Origin of the sequence: Burkholderia sp. TSV86, from assembly GCF_001522865.1 — a bacterium.
Lineage (GTDB): Bacteria > Pseudomonadota > Gammaproteobacteria > Burkholderiales > Burkholderiaceae > Burkholderia.
This window is the reverse complement of sequence record NZ_LOWB01000133.1, coordinates 79,607-94,582: the sequence shown is the minus strand read 5'-3', so window position 1 is coordinate 94,582 and position 14,976 is coordinate 79,607. Positions and strand designations below refer to the sequence as shown.

At 62.8% G+C, this 14,976-nt stretch carries 12 protein-coding genes and 1 pseudogene; 9 read left to right on the top strand and 4 right to left on the bottom strand.

The window, feature by feature from the left end:
* The first annotated feature begins 7 nt into the window (after positions 1-7).
* Positions 8-1,321, top strand: a complete 1,314-nt coding sequence (locus tag WS68_RS25140; RefSeq protein WP_059573435.1) for a YihY family inner membrane protein — start codon at positions 8-10, stop codon at positions 1,319-1,321.
* Between the two features lie 30 nt (positions 1,322-1,351).
* On the opposite strand, the gene WS68_RS25135 is transcribed toward WS68_RS25140, so the two are convergent.
* Positions 1,352-1,678, bottom strand: a complete 327-nt coding sequence (locus WS68_RS25135) for a DUF962 domain-containing protein (RefSeq protein WP_059573415.1) — start codon at positions 1,676-1,678, stop codon at positions 1,352-1,354.
* A 358-nt stretch (positions 1,679-2,036) separates the two neighbouring features.
* Here WS68_RS25135 and WS68_RS25125 point away from each other — a divergent pair, with 358 nt between their 5' ends.
* From WS68_RS25125 to aroC, 3 genes are all read left to right on the top strand, one after another.
* Complete coding sequence (locus WS68_RS25125) at positions 2,037-2,504, top strand: CBS domain-containing protein (RefSeq protein WP_059518595.1); 468 nt, start codon at positions 2,037-2,039, stop codon at positions 2,502-2,504.
* Positions 2,505-2,625: 121 nt separating this feature from the next.
* A complete protein-coding gene (locus tag WS68_RS25120; RefSeq protein WP_059573413.1) occupies positions 2,626-4,560 on the top strand; it encodes an MFS transporter in 1,935 nt (644 codons plus the stop codon).
* A 165-nt stretch (positions 4,561-4,725) separates the two neighbouring features.
* Positions 4,726-5,835, top strand: a complete 1,110-nt coding sequence (gene aroC / locus WS68_RS25115; protein WP_059573412.1) for a chorismate synthase — start codon at positions 4,726-4,728, stop codon at positions 5,833-5,835.
* Between the two features lie 170 nt (positions 5,836-6,005).
* Here aroC and WS68_RS25110 read toward each other — a convergent pair whose 3' ends face one another.
* Positions 6,006-7,676, bottom strand: a complete 1,671-nt coding sequence (locus WS68_RS25110; protein ID WP_059573411.1) for an electron transfer flavoprotein-ubiquinone oxidoreductase — start codon at positions 7,674-7,676, stop codon at positions 6,006-6,008.
* Between the two features lie 180 nt (positions 7,677-7,856).
* Here WS68_RS25110 and WS68_RS25105 point away from each other — a divergent pair, with 180 nt between their 5' ends.
* Both WS68_RS25105 and WS68_RS25100 read left to right on the top strand, forming a co-directional pair.
* Entirely contained in the window at positions 7,857-8,636 is a 780-nt protein-coding gene (locus WS68_RS25105) for an SDR family oxidoreductase (protein ID WP_059518588.1), read from the top strand.
* A 43-nt stretch (positions 8,637-8,679) separates the two neighbouring features.
* Positions 8,680-9,123 carry an acyl-CoA thioesterase gene (locus WS68_RS25100; RefSeq protein ID WP_059573410.1) on the top strand — a complete coding sequence of 148 codons (444 nt, stop codon included), beginning with the start codon at positions 8,680-8,682 and terminating at the stop codon, positions 9,121-9,123.
* 245 nt (positions 9,124-9,368) lie between these two features.
* On the opposite strand, the gene WS68_RS25095 is transcribed toward WS68_RS25100, so the two are convergent.
* A complete protein-coding gene (locus WS68_RS25095) occupies positions 9,369-10,892 on the bottom strand; it encodes a hypothetical protein (RefSeq protein WP_059573409.1) in 1,524 nt (507 codons plus the stop codon).
* 616 nt (positions 10,893-11,508) lie between these two features.
* Positions 11,509-12,057, bottom strand: a complete 549-nt coding sequence (locus tag WS68_RS25090; protein ID WP_059573408.1) for a LuxR C-terminal-related transcriptional regulator — start codon at positions 12,055-12,057, stop codon at positions 11,509-11,511.
* Between the two features lie 253 nt (positions 12,058-12,310).
* Here WS68_RS25090 and WS68_RS25085 point away from each other — a divergent pair, with 253 nt between their 5' ends.
* From WS68_RS25085 to WS68_RS25075, 3 genes and pseudogenes are all read left to right on the top strand, one after another.
* On the top strand, positions 12,311-13,015 hold the full coding sequence (locus tag WS68_RS25085; RefSeq protein ID WP_059573407.1) for a CoA transferase subunit A: 705 nt from the start codon (positions 12,311-12,313) through the stop codon (positions 13,013-13,015).
* Position 13,016: 1 nt separating this feature from the next.
* Positions 13,017-13,658: a CoA transferase subunit B gene (locus tag WS68_RS25080; RefSeq protein WP_059573406.1), complete on the top strand. Its 642-nt coding sequence runs from the start codon at positions 13,017-13,019 to the stop codon at positions 13,656-13,658.
* A 286-nt stretch (positions 13,659-13,944) separates the two neighbouring features.
* Positions 13,945-14,954 (top strand): annotated as a pseudogene (locus WS68_RS25075) (alpha/beta fold hydrolase).
* Positions 14,955-14,976 lie beyond the last annotated feature (22 nt).

Below are 14,976 nucleotides of genomic sequence, written 5' to 3'. Positions count from 1 at the left end.
GCCGTTGTTGAAGAAGTTGAGCGTCGATCTCGATACCGTCAAGCGTCTCGCGCGCTTTGCCGCGAAGCGCAGCGCGGAAGACCGCATCCCGCAAGTCGCGGGCAGCCTAACGTTCACGACCATGCTCGCGCTCGTGCCGCTCGTGACGGTTGCGTTCGCGCTGTTCACCGCGTTTCCGATGTTCGCGTCGTTCCAGAACTCGCTGCAGGGATTTCTCGCCGATCACCTGATGCCCGCGCAGTTCAACAGCCAGATTTTCAAGTACCTGAACCAGTTCGCGTCGAAGGCGAAAGGGCTGACAACCGCCGGCCTGATCGTGCTGGTTTTCACCGCGGTGATGACGATGATGACGGTCGAATCGGCATTCAACGTGATCTGGCGGGTGCGCAAGCCGCGGCCGCTCGCACAGCGCGTGCTCGCGTATTGGGCGTTGATCACGCTCGGGCCGTTGCTGTTCGGCGTGAGCTTGTCGATTTCGTCATATCTGTTCACGCAGTCGCTTGCGTTCACGGGCTCGACGGGCGTGACAACCGTGTTCGAATGGCTGCTGACCGCGGCGTCACTGCCGCTCGCGGTGCTTGCATTCACGCTGCTTTACGTTTATTTGCCGAACTGCACGGTGGCGTGGCGCGACGCGGTGGTGGGCGGGATTTGCGCAGCGGTCGCGTTCGAGCTGGCAAAGCGCGGCTTCGGCTACTACGTGCGGCGCATCCCGACCTATACCGCGGTGTATGGCGCGTTCGCCGCGCTGCCGATGTTCCTGCTGTGGATGTATCTGAGCTGGTTCATCGCGCTCGCGGGCGCGATGATTGCATCGTCGCTGCCGGCGATCCGGGTCGGCCAGTTCCACCGGATCCACTATCCGGGCAGCGATCTGCTCGATTCGCTCGAATTGCTCGCGCGGCTGGCCGATGCGCAAAATGCCGGCAAGCGCGGCTATACGGCGGCGCGGCTCGCGCTGTTGACGCGCTGCGACATGGAAACCGCGCAGCGCTTGCTGTCGACGCTCGAGGAGCGCTGCTGGATCGCGCGGCTGCAAAACGGCAACGATGTGATGCCGCGTTACGTGCTGCTCGTGAATCCCGAACGGCTGAGCGTCGCGGATTTGTTCGACGTGCTCGTGATCGATCGTTCGGAGTTGATTTACCAGGCGCAGCGCGGCAAGACCCAGATCGATTGCGCGACACTCGTCGATGCGCTCGCCACCGACAAGCTGAGCGTCTCGCTTGCGGAATTGATCGCGCGCCGCAAGGCCGGCGCGGCGCGCGGCGCTCACCCCGCGGCGCAACCCACACCCGCGCTGCCGCCGCGCACCGCCTGAGGCGGCCGGCGCACCGCGTCGGGCGGCCGGTCAGATCGGCAGCTTGCCGGTGCAGATGTCCTTGAACATGACCCAGTCACCCATCAGGCTGTAGAGCGGGTGCCGGAACGTCGCGGGACGGTTTTTTTCGAAGAAAAAATGGCCGACCCACGCGAAAGCATAGCCGCAGACGATGGCGGCGGGCAGCCACGCCCACCGGCCGGTGGCGAGCGCCATCGCGACGCAGCCGATCACGCCGAGCGAGCCGATGAAATGAAGCCGCCGTGAAACGAGATTGCGATGTTCGCCGAGATAGAACGGGTAGAACTCGGAGAAATTCGCGAAATGCCCGGTAGGGGAGGAATCGGAGTGTGCCATGGTGATCTCCTGTGTCGATCGGAGTACGTGCTTCGGCACTTACTCCGGTCCCATGCCGCGGCCGCGGGCAATTGACGTTGCCGTGCCCATGCCGGCCGGAATCCGCGCCTGAGCGTTTGCCCGGAGCCGGTGCAACACCTTCTCCGAACTGACGCCTGATCCTCCGCTGCGGCCCATGCGCACGCCCGACGTGCCGGCACCGGCCTGGCGCGGCGCGTATGCGCCGTTCATTTTGCGGCGAGCCGCGCCAGGCTGCAACTGCGACCCGTCGCGCGGCGCACGCGCTTTCCTTTTGACAGGCTTTCCGTTAGGATCGGAAGCCAGTCTTGCACGAAGCAAGTTGCAATAGGGGACAACGATGCGCGTCAGCGATATTCTGAAAGTCAAGGGCAACACGCTTTTCACCGTGACGCCCGATACGCCGCTGCGCAGTGCGGTCGATACGATGGCCGAGCACGATATCGGCTCGCTCGTCGTCATGGAGTACGGCGATCTCGTCGGGATTTTGACGTTTCGCGAAATCATCCTGCGCTTGAAGGCGAACGGCGGCAACCTGGGCGACGCGCTCGTGCGCAAGGTGATGGACGACGAGCCGCTCACCTGTACGCCGGAGACCGATCTCGACGAAGTGCGCCGGATGATGCTCGAGCGCCATGCGCGTTACATGCCGGTGCTCGACAAGCGGGTGCTGATGGGCGTGATTTCGTTCTACGACGTCGCGAAAACGGTGGTCGAGGCGCAGAGCTTCGAGAACCGGATGCTCAAGGCATACATCCGCGACTGGCCGGAGCCCGACGGCGAAGAGCACAAGCCGCTGGCGAGCTGAGTTTCGTGCGTCGCGCGTGCCGGCCGCGGCCGGGTGCGCCGCACAGCCGGCCCGGCATCCGTTTATTTTCATTCGCCCGCTTACGCGATCGTATCGATGCGTCGAGCGGGCGTTTTTATGTATGAGTGATCCCTCGGTGGTGTCCGCCGCGCGTCGTGAGCCGCGCCGCACGCACGCGTCGCAGTTCGATCTGTTGCGCGAGCGCCGTTTCGCGCCGTTTTTCGCGACGCAGTTTCTCGGCGCGCTGAACGACAATGTTTTCAAAATCGGTTTCACGTCGCTCGTCACGTATCAGACGGCGAAATTCAGCGGCGTCGACCCGAAAACCGCCGCGTTCCTGATCTCGGCGGTCTTCATTTTGCCGTTCGTGCTGTTTTCGGCAACGGCGGGCCAGATCGCCGATAAATACGATAAGGCGCGGCTCACACGTTTCGTGAAATCGTTCGAGATCGTGCTGATGGCAATCGGCGCGGCGGGCTTCGTCATGCATAGCGCGCCGCTTCTCTATCTGTGCACGTTCATGATGGGCATGCATTCGACGCTGTTCGGGCCCGTCAAATACTCCTATCTGCCGCAGCATTTGAGCGATCACGAACTCGTCGGCGGCAACGGGTTGGTCGAGATGGGGACGTTCGTCGCAATCCTGATCGGCACGATCATCGGCGGGGCGGCGGCGGGCATCGCGGCGCGTGGCGAATGGCTGCTCGCCGTCTGCTGCGTGGCCATCGCGGTCGCGGGGCGCGGCGCGGCGGCTTGCGTGCCGATCACGCCCGCGCCGCAGCCCGATCTGACGATCAACTGGAATCCGTTCTCGGAGACGGCGCGCAACCTGCGGCTCGCGCGCGAGGACCGCACGGTGTTCCTCAGCCTGCTCGGCATCTCGTGGCTGTGGTTTGTCGGCGCGACATTTCTCACGTCGTTTTTCGGCTTTGCGAAGGATGTACTGTCGGCGAATCCGGACGTCGTCACCGTGCTGCTCGCCACCTTCTCGATCGGTATCGGCTTGGGCTCGCTATTGTGCGAGCGACTGTCGCGGCGGCGCGTGGAAATCGGGCTCGTGCCGCTCGGCTCGCTTGGCATCAGCGCGTTCGCGATCGAGCTGTATTTCGCGAGCCACGCATTGCCGGCGCAAGCGCATCTGCTGACGGTCGGCGAGTTTCTCGGCGCTGGCGCGCATTGGCGCATCCTCGCCGATCTGTTTCTGCTCGCGATGTTCGGCGGCTTCTATAGCGTGCCGCTCTACGCTCTGATTCAGAGCCGCAGCGCGCCGACGCACCGCGCGCGGATCATTGCCGCCAACAATATCCTCAACGCGCTGTTCATGATCGTGTCGGCATTGATGGCGATGTTGCTGACCAAGGCGGGCGTCAGCATTCCGGGCATTTTTCTGCTGACCGGGCTGCTGAACGTCATCGTCGCGGGCTACATCTATTCGCTCGTGCCGGAATTTCTGTTGCGCTTCGTCGCATGGGTGCTGGTGCACACGTTTTACCGGATTCGTCTCGTGCATCCGGAGCGGCTGCCGGAACAAGGCGCGGCGCTTCTCGTGTGCAATCATGTGAGCTATGTCGACGCGCTTGTGCTCGCGGCGGCAAGCCCGCGGCCGATCCGTTTCGTGATGGATCACCGGATTTTCCAGACACGCGTCGCGAACTGGGCGTTTCGTCATGCGAAGGCGATACCGATCGCGCCGCGCCACGAGGATCCGGCATTGCTCGAGCGTGCTTACGACGCATGCGAGGCCGCGCTGCGCGAAGGCGAACTCGTCTGCATTTTTCCGGAAGGCAAGCTCACACGAACGGGCGAGATCAACCCATTTCATCACGGGCTCACCGAGATCCTGCAGCGCGTGAGCGTGCCCGTTCTACCGATGGCGTTGCGCGGGTTGTGGGGCAGCGTGTTTTCTCGGCATGAGGATGCGTACTGGCCGCGTCCCGTCAAGCGCGGGGTCATGAGCCGGTTGACGCTTGCGGTCGGCGAGCCGATTCCGGCCGCGGCGGCGACGCCGCAGGCTTTGCAGGCGGCCGTGGCCGCGCTGCGTGGTGCGCGCAAGTAGGCGCGCAAACAAGCGCGGTTTTCTTCATTTTGACGACGCAAGGCGCGCACGGCGGCCCGCAGCCGTGCGCGCAGTCAGCCGTTCGTTGCGGCGATGCGCGGCGCAAGCGCGCGGGCCGCTGGCATAATGATGGTTTCCGCGAATTCCTTTCTTTTGGACGGCATTATGTCCGGCAATACCCTCGGTACGCTTTTCACTGTCACGACCTTCGGCGAGTCGCATGGCCCCGCGATCGGCTGCGTGGTCGACGGTTGCCCGCCGGGCCTCGCGCTCTCGCAATCCGATGTGCAGATCGAACTCGACCGCCGCAAGCCCGGCACGTCGCGACACGTCACGCAGCGCCAGGAGCCCGACGAGGTCGAAATTCTGTCGGGCGTGTTCGACGGCGTGACAACAGGCGCGCCGATCGCGCTATTGATTCGCAATACCGATCAGCGCAGCAAGGACTACGGCAATATCGCGGAGACTTTCCGCCCAGGCCACGCTGACTACACGTACTGGCAGAAGTATGGCGTGCGCGATTACCGGGGCGGCGGCCGGTCGTCCGCGCGGTTGACCGCGCCTGTCGTCGGCGCCGGTGCGATTGCGAAGAAATGGCTGCGCGAGCGTTTCGGCGTCGAGGTTCGTGGCTACATGAGCGCGCTGGGCGGGATCGAGATTCCGTTCGTCGATTGGGCGCACGTGCGCGGGAATCCGTTTTTCGCGCCGAATGCGAACATCGTCCCGCAACTCGAGGCGTATATGGACGAGCTGCGTAAAGACGGCGATTCGATCGGTGCGCGAATCGACGTCGTTGCGTCAGGTGTGCCGGCCGGCTGGGGCGAGCCGCTTTTCGACCGGCTCGATGCCGACATCGCGCACGCGATGATGGGGATCAATGCGGTGAAGGGCGTGGAGATCGGCGCGGGTTTCGCCAGCGTCGCGCAGCACGGCTCGGTCCACGGCGACGAGCTGACGCCCGAAGGCTTCGTCGGCAATCACGCGGGCGGTGTGCTCGGCGGGATATCGACCGGGCAGGACATCACGGTATCGATCGCGATCAAACCGACGTCGAGCATCCGCACGCCGCGCCGTTCGATCACGAAGACAGGCGAGGCCGCCGTCGTGGAGACGTTCGGGCGTCACGATCCATGTGTCGGGATCCGCGCAACGCCGATCGCCGAAGCAATGCTCGCGCTCGTGCTGATCGATCACGCGTTGCGCCACCGCGCGCAGTGCGGCGACGTTTCGACCGCGACGCCGAGGGTTGCGGCGCGCGCGCCTGACGCGAAATAAGCCGAGCGCGAAACGGCGGCAGCACGCCGGGCGGTTCGAGTGCCGCTGGCCAGAGTTGCGGCACATTGAAAAAACGGGCGCTCTGGCGCCCGTTTCGTTTGAGTGCCGGGGCCGTGCACCCAGGTCCGGGGGGGCGGGCCCGGCACACGGCGCGTCCGTGCGCACACGCGTTACATGTTGGGATAATTCGGCCCGCCGCCGCCTTCGGGCGTAACCCAGACGATGTTTTGCGTCGGATCCTTGATGTCGCAGGTCTTGCAGTGCACGCAGTTCTGCGCATTGATCACCAGCCGCTCGCCATTTTCGTCCTTCACGAATTCGTACACCGCCGCCGGGCAAAACCGGCTTTCCGGACCCGCGTACTTGTGCAGGTTGACGTTCACCGGCACGCTTGCGTCCTTGAGCGTCAAGTGCGCAGGCTGATTCTCCTCGTGATTCGTGTTCGAAATGAACACCGACGACAGGCGGTCGAAAGTCAGCTTGCCGTCCGGCTTCGGATAATCGATCGGCTGACATTGCGACGCAGGTTTCAGCATCTCGTGGTCCGCGTGCTGATGGCGCAGCGTCCACGGCACGTTGCCGTTCATCAGCTTCTGCTCGACGCCGACCATCAACGTGCCGAGGTACAGCCCCTTGCTCATCCACTGCTTGAAGTTTCGCGCGCGGTACAGCTCGGTGTGCAGCCACGAGGTCTTGAACGCGTCCGGATACGCGTTCAATTCGTCGTTCTGGCGGCCAGCCTGCAACGCGTCGAACGCGGCTTCGGCGGCGAGCATCCCGGTCTTGATTGCCGCGTGGCTGCCCTTGATCCGCGATGCGTTCAGGAAGCCCGCGTCGTCGCCGACGAGCGCGCCACCGGGGAACACGGTTTTCGGCAGCGACAGCAGTCCGCCCGCCGTGATCGCCCGCGCGCCGTACGACACACGCTTGCCGCCCTCGAGGAACGGCCGGATCGACGGATGGGTCTTGTAGCGCTGGAACTCCTCGAACGGCGACAAATATGGGTTCGAGTAAGCCAGTCCGACGACGAAGCCGACCACGACCTGGTTGTTGTCCAGGTGATAGAGGAACGAGCCGCCATAGGTATCGGACGACAGCGGCCAGCCCGCCGTATGGATCACGAGGCCCGGCTTGTGCTTGACGGGGTCGATTTCCCACAGCTCCTTGATGCCGATCCCGTAGGTTTGCGGGTCGCTCTGCGCGTTCAGCTTGAACTTGTCGATCAACTGGCGCCCGAGGTTTCCGCGGCAACCTTCCGCGAACAGCGTGTACTTCGCATGCAACTCCATGCCCAACTGGAAGTTCTCGGTCGGCTCGCCGTTTTTGCCGATGCCCATGTTGCCCGTCGCGACGCCCTTGACCGAGCCGTCGTCGTTGTAAAGGATCTCGGCGGCTGGAAAGCCCGGGAAGATCTCGACGCCGAGCGCCTCGGCCTGCTGGCCCAGCCAGCGCGTGACGTTGCCGAGACTGATCACGTAGTTGCCGTGGTTCTTGAAGTTGTCCGGCAGTGCCCAGTTCGGCACCTGGAACGCGCTTTTCTCGGTCAGGAACAGGAAGCGGTCTTCCGTCACCTCGACGTCGAGCGGCGCGCCTTGCGCCTTCCAGTCGGGGATCAGCTCGTTGAGCGCGCGCGGGTCCATCACCGCGCCCGACAGAATGTGCGCACCGATTTCCGAGCCTTTTTCGAGCACGCAGACGCCAATTTCCGTGCCTTTTTCCGCGGCCAACTGCTTGAGCCGGATGGCCGCCGACAGGCCCGCCGGGCCTCCGCCGACGATCACGACGTCGTATTCCATCGATTCGCGAGGGCCGTATTGCTCGATGAGGCTTGCGGGGGTCATGAACGCTCCTCTAACCATTAGAATGCTTTTATTCGGGACCGTATTGTCGGCTAAATAAAACGCTTGCCGCAACAGCGAACCTGTAGATTAGCACGATCGTTCTATTTTTGAAGTTGGGATGCGCGCCGGAACGCGTGATACTGTTGCGGCATTGCATCATTGAAAACAATGGGAGTCGGCATGGGCCGGTCGATCAATCTGGAAGGAAAAGTTGCGCTCGTCACGGGCGCATCGAGCGGCCTCGGCCAGCGTTTTGCGCAGGTGTTGTCGCAGGCGGGCGCGAAAGTGGTGCTCGCGAGCCGCCGCGTCGAGCGGCTCAAGGAGCTGCGCGCGGAGATCGAGGCGGCGGGCGGCGCCGCGCACGTGGTGTCGCTCGACGTCACCGACTATCCAAGCATCAAGGCGGCCGTCGCGCATGCGGAAACCGAGGCTGGCACGATCGATATCCTTGTCAACAATTCGGGCGTATCGACGATGCAAAAGCTCGTCGACGTGACGCCCGCCGATTTTGAATATGTATTCGATACGAACACGCGCGGCGCGTTCTTCGTCGCGCAGGAAGTCGCCAAACGAATGATCATGCGCGCGGGCAGCGGCAACGGGAAGCCGGCGTTTCGGATCATCAACATCGCGTCGGTGGCGGGTTTGCGGCCGTTTGCGCAAATCGGCCTTTATGCGATGAGCAAGGCGGCCGTCGTCCACATGACGCGCGCGATGGCGCTCGAATGGGGGCGCTACGGGATCAACGTGAACGCGATCTGCCCGGGCTATATCGATACCGAGATCAATCATTACCTGTGGGAAACCGAACAGGGCCAGAAGCTGCAGTCGGCGCTGCCGCGCCGGCGGGTCGGCAAGCCGCAGGATCTCGACGGCCTGCTGTTGCTGCTCGCGGCCGACGAATCGCAATTCATCAACGGCTCGATCATCTCGGCCGACGACGGTCACGGCCTCGCATGAGCGGGCGCCGCCGGATAGTCATTTTGTAGAAAAGAAGCGTGCAATGAGCGATTACACCCCCGTTTTCGAGATGTCGATGCCGATTCGTTGGGGCGACATGGATGCATTCGGCCATGTGAACAACACGGTCTATTTCCGCTACATGGAGCAGGCGCGGATCTCGTGGTTCGAAACCCTCGGCATCGCGGGCGGCAACGGCGAGGGGCAAGGGCCCGTGATCGTCAATGCGTCGATGGAGTTTTTGAAGCAGCTGCACTATCCGGGCGACGTGGTGGCGCGCATGTCGGCGGCCAAGCCCGGCCGCAGCAGCTTCGATACCGGTTTCGAGCTGACCCGCGCGGACGATCCCGAGCATCTGTACGCGCGCGGCAATGCGCGTTGTGTGTGGGTCGATTATGCGCTGGGTAAATCGGTGCCGTTGCCAGATGCGTTGCGTCAGGTGATTGAAAGCGCGTTGGCGAAAACAGCGGGAGTAGAGGGGCGCTGAATTTTCGGTGGTTTGCGGGCGTATCTGCCGCTCCGTGGACTGTTCGGGCGATGTGTATTCGGCCCGGTTCAGCGGGCGCCCGCTGAACCCGCATGCAGCGTGATTCCGGCCTGCGGGGGCGGTATTTGCATCGATTAAGCCCCGCAAGCGTGGCGGGTTTCGCGCGAACACCGCCAGCTTCCGCATGCAAGGCAACGAGCGCCGCGCTTGCGGCCGCTCGCCTTCCCATCGATCTTTCGAGATTTTTACCAGCCTGGACCAACCGGCGCATAACCCGGCGTCTGGCTGGCGGCTGCCTTCGCGGCGGCGCCGAAGTTTGGCCATGCCGGATAGTAAGGGCTCGACGCGGCCTGATACGTCCCGGCGATCTTGGGCGCACCCACCGTGCCGGTCGAGCCCGTCGACGACGTGATCGTCATCAGGCCGAAATACGGCTCATAGATATCCCCGCTGTACGGCGACGACAGGGCCATGTCCGAATGCGAATACGCATACACGGGCCCGTACTGGCCATACGGCTGATTGCTGATCCACGCCATCAACTCCCGGTACTCGCGCGCCTGATTCGCTTGCGTCAGGTACGGCGGCGCCATCGTTTGAAAATTGGCGTTCGTATATTGCTGCGGATTGCCGCCCAGTTGGCCGGTGAAATTGGTCGCGCCGTCCGACGCCGTGGTCGGCGCGCCGAACTCGGTGATCGCGATGGACTTTCCTGCATCGCCGTTCGCGCTCATCAAGTCGCGCAGACTGGTTCCGGTGTAGCTCGCGAAAGTCTTGCCGGTAGGCGACGGCCATGCATAGGACGGCGACGAGAACGTGTGCCACATGATGTTGAACGCGTTCGAGTAATCCGGGTACTGCGAGTTGAGCGTGGTGCTCGGGCACTGATTGCCTGGTGCTTGCCAGTCATCGCTGTGGCAGTGCGGATGATGGGCGAGCGCGTCGAAGTACCCGTGCGCGCCGTTCGCATACATAACGGCCAGCCAATCGCGGGGCTCCCATTGCACCGGAGCCGGATATTGCGGATTCGTGGAATTGACCAAGCCCGCCACGCCGTTCGCCGGAAGGGCGCCGGTGCCGTTGTTCGGTGCGGTGATGCAGCTCGAGCTGCCGCCCGCGTAGACATAAGCGGATGGATTGACCTGCTTGATCGCCGGATAAACGCTTTTCAGAATTTGCGTGTATATCACGGGATCGTGCGGGATGAAGTCAGGGCCGCAATTCGGTTCATTCCAGATTTCCCATGCGTCGATTCTCCCGCCGTAGCTGTCGTTGCCATAGTGTCTGGCGGCCGCCTTCGCGAAATTGGTATAAGACGTGGGGTCGGGCGCGCACAGCGTGTACATGCCGCTGCGATAGCTGCTTGGACATTGCGCGCCGACTGCCCATTTCGGCGTGGACGTGATCACGCCGAGAATTCGCAAGCCGTTGTTTCGAGCGGCTCGGACGACGGCATCCGTGACGCCCCAGTATAGGCCGCTGGTCGGGCCGGGATTGAGGTCGCCGGGAATGATCCAGGTCTTCGCCAACTGGATGTTCGCCCAATTGATATGAATGCGGACCCAGCGCACGTTCATTGCCGCAAGGCTGGCCATATAATTATTGATGGCTTGTGCCGGATTCTTGGAGTTTTGATTAATAATATCGAGGATTTCGCCGCCGACATCGGTTCCGGTTACCGGCGTATTGGTTTGAGCGAAAGAAGAGCGGCAGCCAATCAAACCCAATATCAAAATAAAGAGGAAGGGTCTTATTCTCGCGATAATCATGAAAGTACCTGGTCTTAGGGTTTGGTTGTAGTTGGTTGAAAAATCGTTGTTGTTTGATTTATGCGAGAAAACATGCCGCAGCCCCGCGCTGATGCACGGCCGCTTTTGTCACGTGATTGCTCGACTATTCGGTTGCTTGGTCGCTCAGCGTTGCGCGATATCCGCACGGCATGCCGGCGGTCCCGCCGCAGGCATGGCATGGCTGAGTCCGGCGTCAGCCGCGAAGCGGCGCCACCGGACCGCGAGTCGGTCCGATCGAAGGATGGACGCTATCGAAGCGTCCGGCTGAAAGGTTGGCATCCTCGTTCAACTATCTATTAAATATTATTACCCGGACAATGCAGATGCATTGCTTTTCGTCTGATATTACTGTGCGCTTGTTCTAGATCTGGTTACCGGGCATAAGGGTAAATAAATTTTACAGAAAAGTGTAGACTCGAATTTTGACTGAATCGGTTTTCAGAGATAGGATTATTGAATTTTGGGTGTGAATTAATTTGAGATGAATAATGGGATAGCTCGGCTCCGTTGATTTTTGAGTTTCAACTGCCGCTAATGGCGGGCCGGTTATTTGGCGTTTTCTTTTTCTGCCGCGGCGGCCGATTTGGCAGGCTGCTTACCGCCCGAGCAGGCGTTGCACCAACTCGGCCGTATTGCCCGTTCCGTATTTACGCATCAGCCGTGCACGGTAGATATCGACCGTGCGGGAGCTGATGTCGAGCAGCCGGCCGATTTGCTTGCTCGTTTTGCCCGTCACGAGCTGCGCGGCGATTTCGCGCTCGCGCGGCGTCAGCTCGATCGCGACTCGCCGCGTCGCGCTCAAATCCTCGAATGTCCATACGCCGGCGGCAAGCGGCGCGGTGCGCTCGAGCGCGCGGCCCGTCACGTGGCACCAGAACAGTTCGCCGCTTGCACGTTTCATGATTCGGTCGTCGGCGTAGCTGCCGTGCGCGATCATCGCCGGCGCGATCCGCTCGGCGATCCGCTCGAATTCGTCGGACGACGGATAGAGCGCTTCGAACGATTGCCCGATCAGGTCGGTGCGCGCCGCGCAGCGGAAGATTGCGGCCAGCGCATCGTTACAGTCCTCGATCACTCGGTCGCGAGACAGGACGAGGCCGATCGGCGCGAGGTGGAATGCGGTCTGATAGTCGATGGCAGACATGGAAGCGGGTGGGCGGTGGCGGGACGCCGCGCGGGCTACGGCGAACACTTATGCATTTTTGCGTATTGTGCCCCATGTCGAGCGCATCGTACCCTTTCGGGCAGGTCGCGGCTCTCATGCTGCGGAGGCGGTGAGAATAATTGTGCGCCGCGGCAGCATGGGCCGCGCGTGCCTAGAATGTGGTGTGGCGGAGCAGGCGGACGAGCAGGCCGCATGAGCCGTCGAACCGTTTTCCATAGAGGAAGGGACACAGATGAACAAAATCTACCCCAGTGCGGCTGCCGCGCTCGAGGGCATCGTGAGCGACGGACAGACTTTTGCGGTGGGCGGCTTCGGCTTGTGCGGGATTCCTGAGGCGTTGATCACCGCGCTGCGCGATTCCGGCGTGAAGGGCATCACCTGTATCAGCAACAATGCGGGTGTCGACGGCTTCGGCCTTGGCCTGCTGCTCGAAACCCGGCAGATCAAGAAAATGGTTTCGTCATACGTCGGCGAGAACAAGGAATTCGAGCGTCAGTATTTGGCCGGCGAACTCGAGCTTGAATTCACGCCGCAAGGCACGCTTGCCGAAAAGCTGCGCGCAGGCGGCGCGGGCATCCCGGCGTTCTTCACGCAGACCGGCTATGGCACCGTGATCGCCGAAGGTAAGGAGACGCGCGAGTTCGGCGGCAAGCAGTATGTGCTGGAGCCGTCGCTGACCGCCGATGTCGCGCTCGTGAAGGCGTGGAAGGCCGACAAGTCGGGCAATCTGATTTATCGCCGCACCGCTCGCAACTTCAACCCGATGTGCGCGATGGCGGGGCGCGTTACGGTTGCCGAGGTCGAGGAGATCGTCGAGAACGGCGAATTCGATCCGGATCAGATCCATACGCCAGGCATCTTCGTGCAGCGGCTCGTACTCAATGCGACGCCGGAAAAACGCATCGAACAACGCGTCGTGCGCGCGAAAGGAGACTGAGATGGCTTGGAATCGTGACCAGATGGCTGCGCGCGCGGCGCAAGAACTGCAGGACGGTTTTTATGTGAATCTCGGTATCGGGTTGCCGACACTCGTCGCGAACCACGTGCCGGCGGGCATCGAAGTCTGGCTGCAATCGGAGAACGGTCTGCTCGGCATCGGGCCGTCACCGACCGAGGCCGAAGTCGACGCCGATCTCATCAACGCCGGCAAGCAGACCGTGACAACGTTGCCGGGTTCGTCGATTTTTTCGTCGGCCGATTCGTTCGCGATGATTCGCGGCGGCCACATCAACCTCGCGATTCTCGGCGCGATGCAGGTCAGCAAGAACGGCGATCTCGCGAACTGGATGATCCCCGGCAAGATGATCAAGGGGATGGGCGGCGCGATGGATCTCGTCGCGGGCGTCAAGCGCGTGATCGTATTGATGGAACATGTTGCGAAGGGCGACCAGCACAAGATTCTCGATACATGTTCGCTGCCGTTGACGGGCGTTGGCGTCGTCGACCGGATCATCACCGATCTTGGCGTGATCGATGTGACGGACGGCGGGCTGAAGCTCGTCGAACTGGCTGACGGCGTGAGCGTCGACGAGATCCAGGCGAAGACGGGCGCGCCGCTGGACGTGAGCGCGTTCGCGTAGCGGGCGCGGCGGCAGTCTTGTTTGTGTTGCCGAGTAGCCGTTGCCTGGCGGGCATGCGCTGAAACCCGGCCGCCGGCCCGCGCTGCAAAACGCCCCGCGTTGGGTAAAACGCGGGGCGTTTTGCTATGGTGCAGCCGTGCTGGTCCATGACGGCGGCGCGCTCGCTTGCGGCTGGCGTTGCCGCTGTGGTCGGCAAAGGGGGCGGCTGGTGCTGGCTGAATGGCGTCAGGCTTGGCATGAGGGGCTTCGACGGCCGTATGCGCAACGTGTCGCATCGGCCGGACGGCTGATCTGCGGATCACGCCGGCGCAACGCGGATTACAATCGATCCGTGTGCCCGGTGGCCCGTCTCCTTCGGCGCGACGGGCGTTCTTCATGCCAATTGTTCGTCAGGATGCGCAGATGTCATCGAACCTTGCCCCTTCCTCTTTGCGGCAGCCTCGCGAGCGCCGCGTTCAATGCGCGAGCCCCGTTGGCCTGCACCATGTCGCCTATACCGAGTGGGGCGAGCCGGACAATCCCCGCGTGCTCGTCTGCGTGCACGGCCTGACCCGCTCGGGGCGCGATTTCGACCGGCTTGCCGCGGCGCTCGCCGATGTCTATCGCGTCGTGTGTCCCGACATCGTCGGGCGCGGCCGCTCCGACTGGCTTGCCGACCCGAAGCTCTACGGCATACCGCAATACGTCGCCGACATGGTGACGTTGATCGCGCGGCTCGACGTCGAACGGGTCGACTGGTTCGGCACGTCGATGGGCGGCTTGATCGGATTCGCGCTCGGCGGGTTGCCGGGCACGCCGATCGGCAAGATGCTCGTCAACGATATCGGCCCGCATATCGAGCCCCCGGCACTGGCGCGGATCGGCGAATATCTCGGGCTCGACAAGCGCTTTGCGACCGAGCAAGAAGGGGTCGATTATTTGACCTCGCTGTCGCTGCCGTTCGGCCCGCTCACGCCTGACGAATGGCGCGAGATCAACCGGCCGCTGCTCAAGCAGGACGCGGACGGCGGATGGCGCACACGCTACGATCCGCGGATCGTCGAGCCGTTCGCCGCCGCGACGCCCGAGGCGAATGCGCTCGGCGAAACGCTGCTGTGGCGTGCACTCGAAGTGTTCGGCGGCCCGCTGTTGGTCGTGCGCGGTGCGCAGTCGGATTTGCTGTCGAGCGAGACGGTGGCTGCGATGAAGGCGCGCGGGCGCGAGGTGTCGAGCGTCGAGGTCGCGCAAGCGGGCCATGCGCCGGCGTTCGTGAGCGCCGATCAAATTGCGATTGCGCGTCGATTCTTTATCGCATAAGCGCAGCACGCGTCATAATATG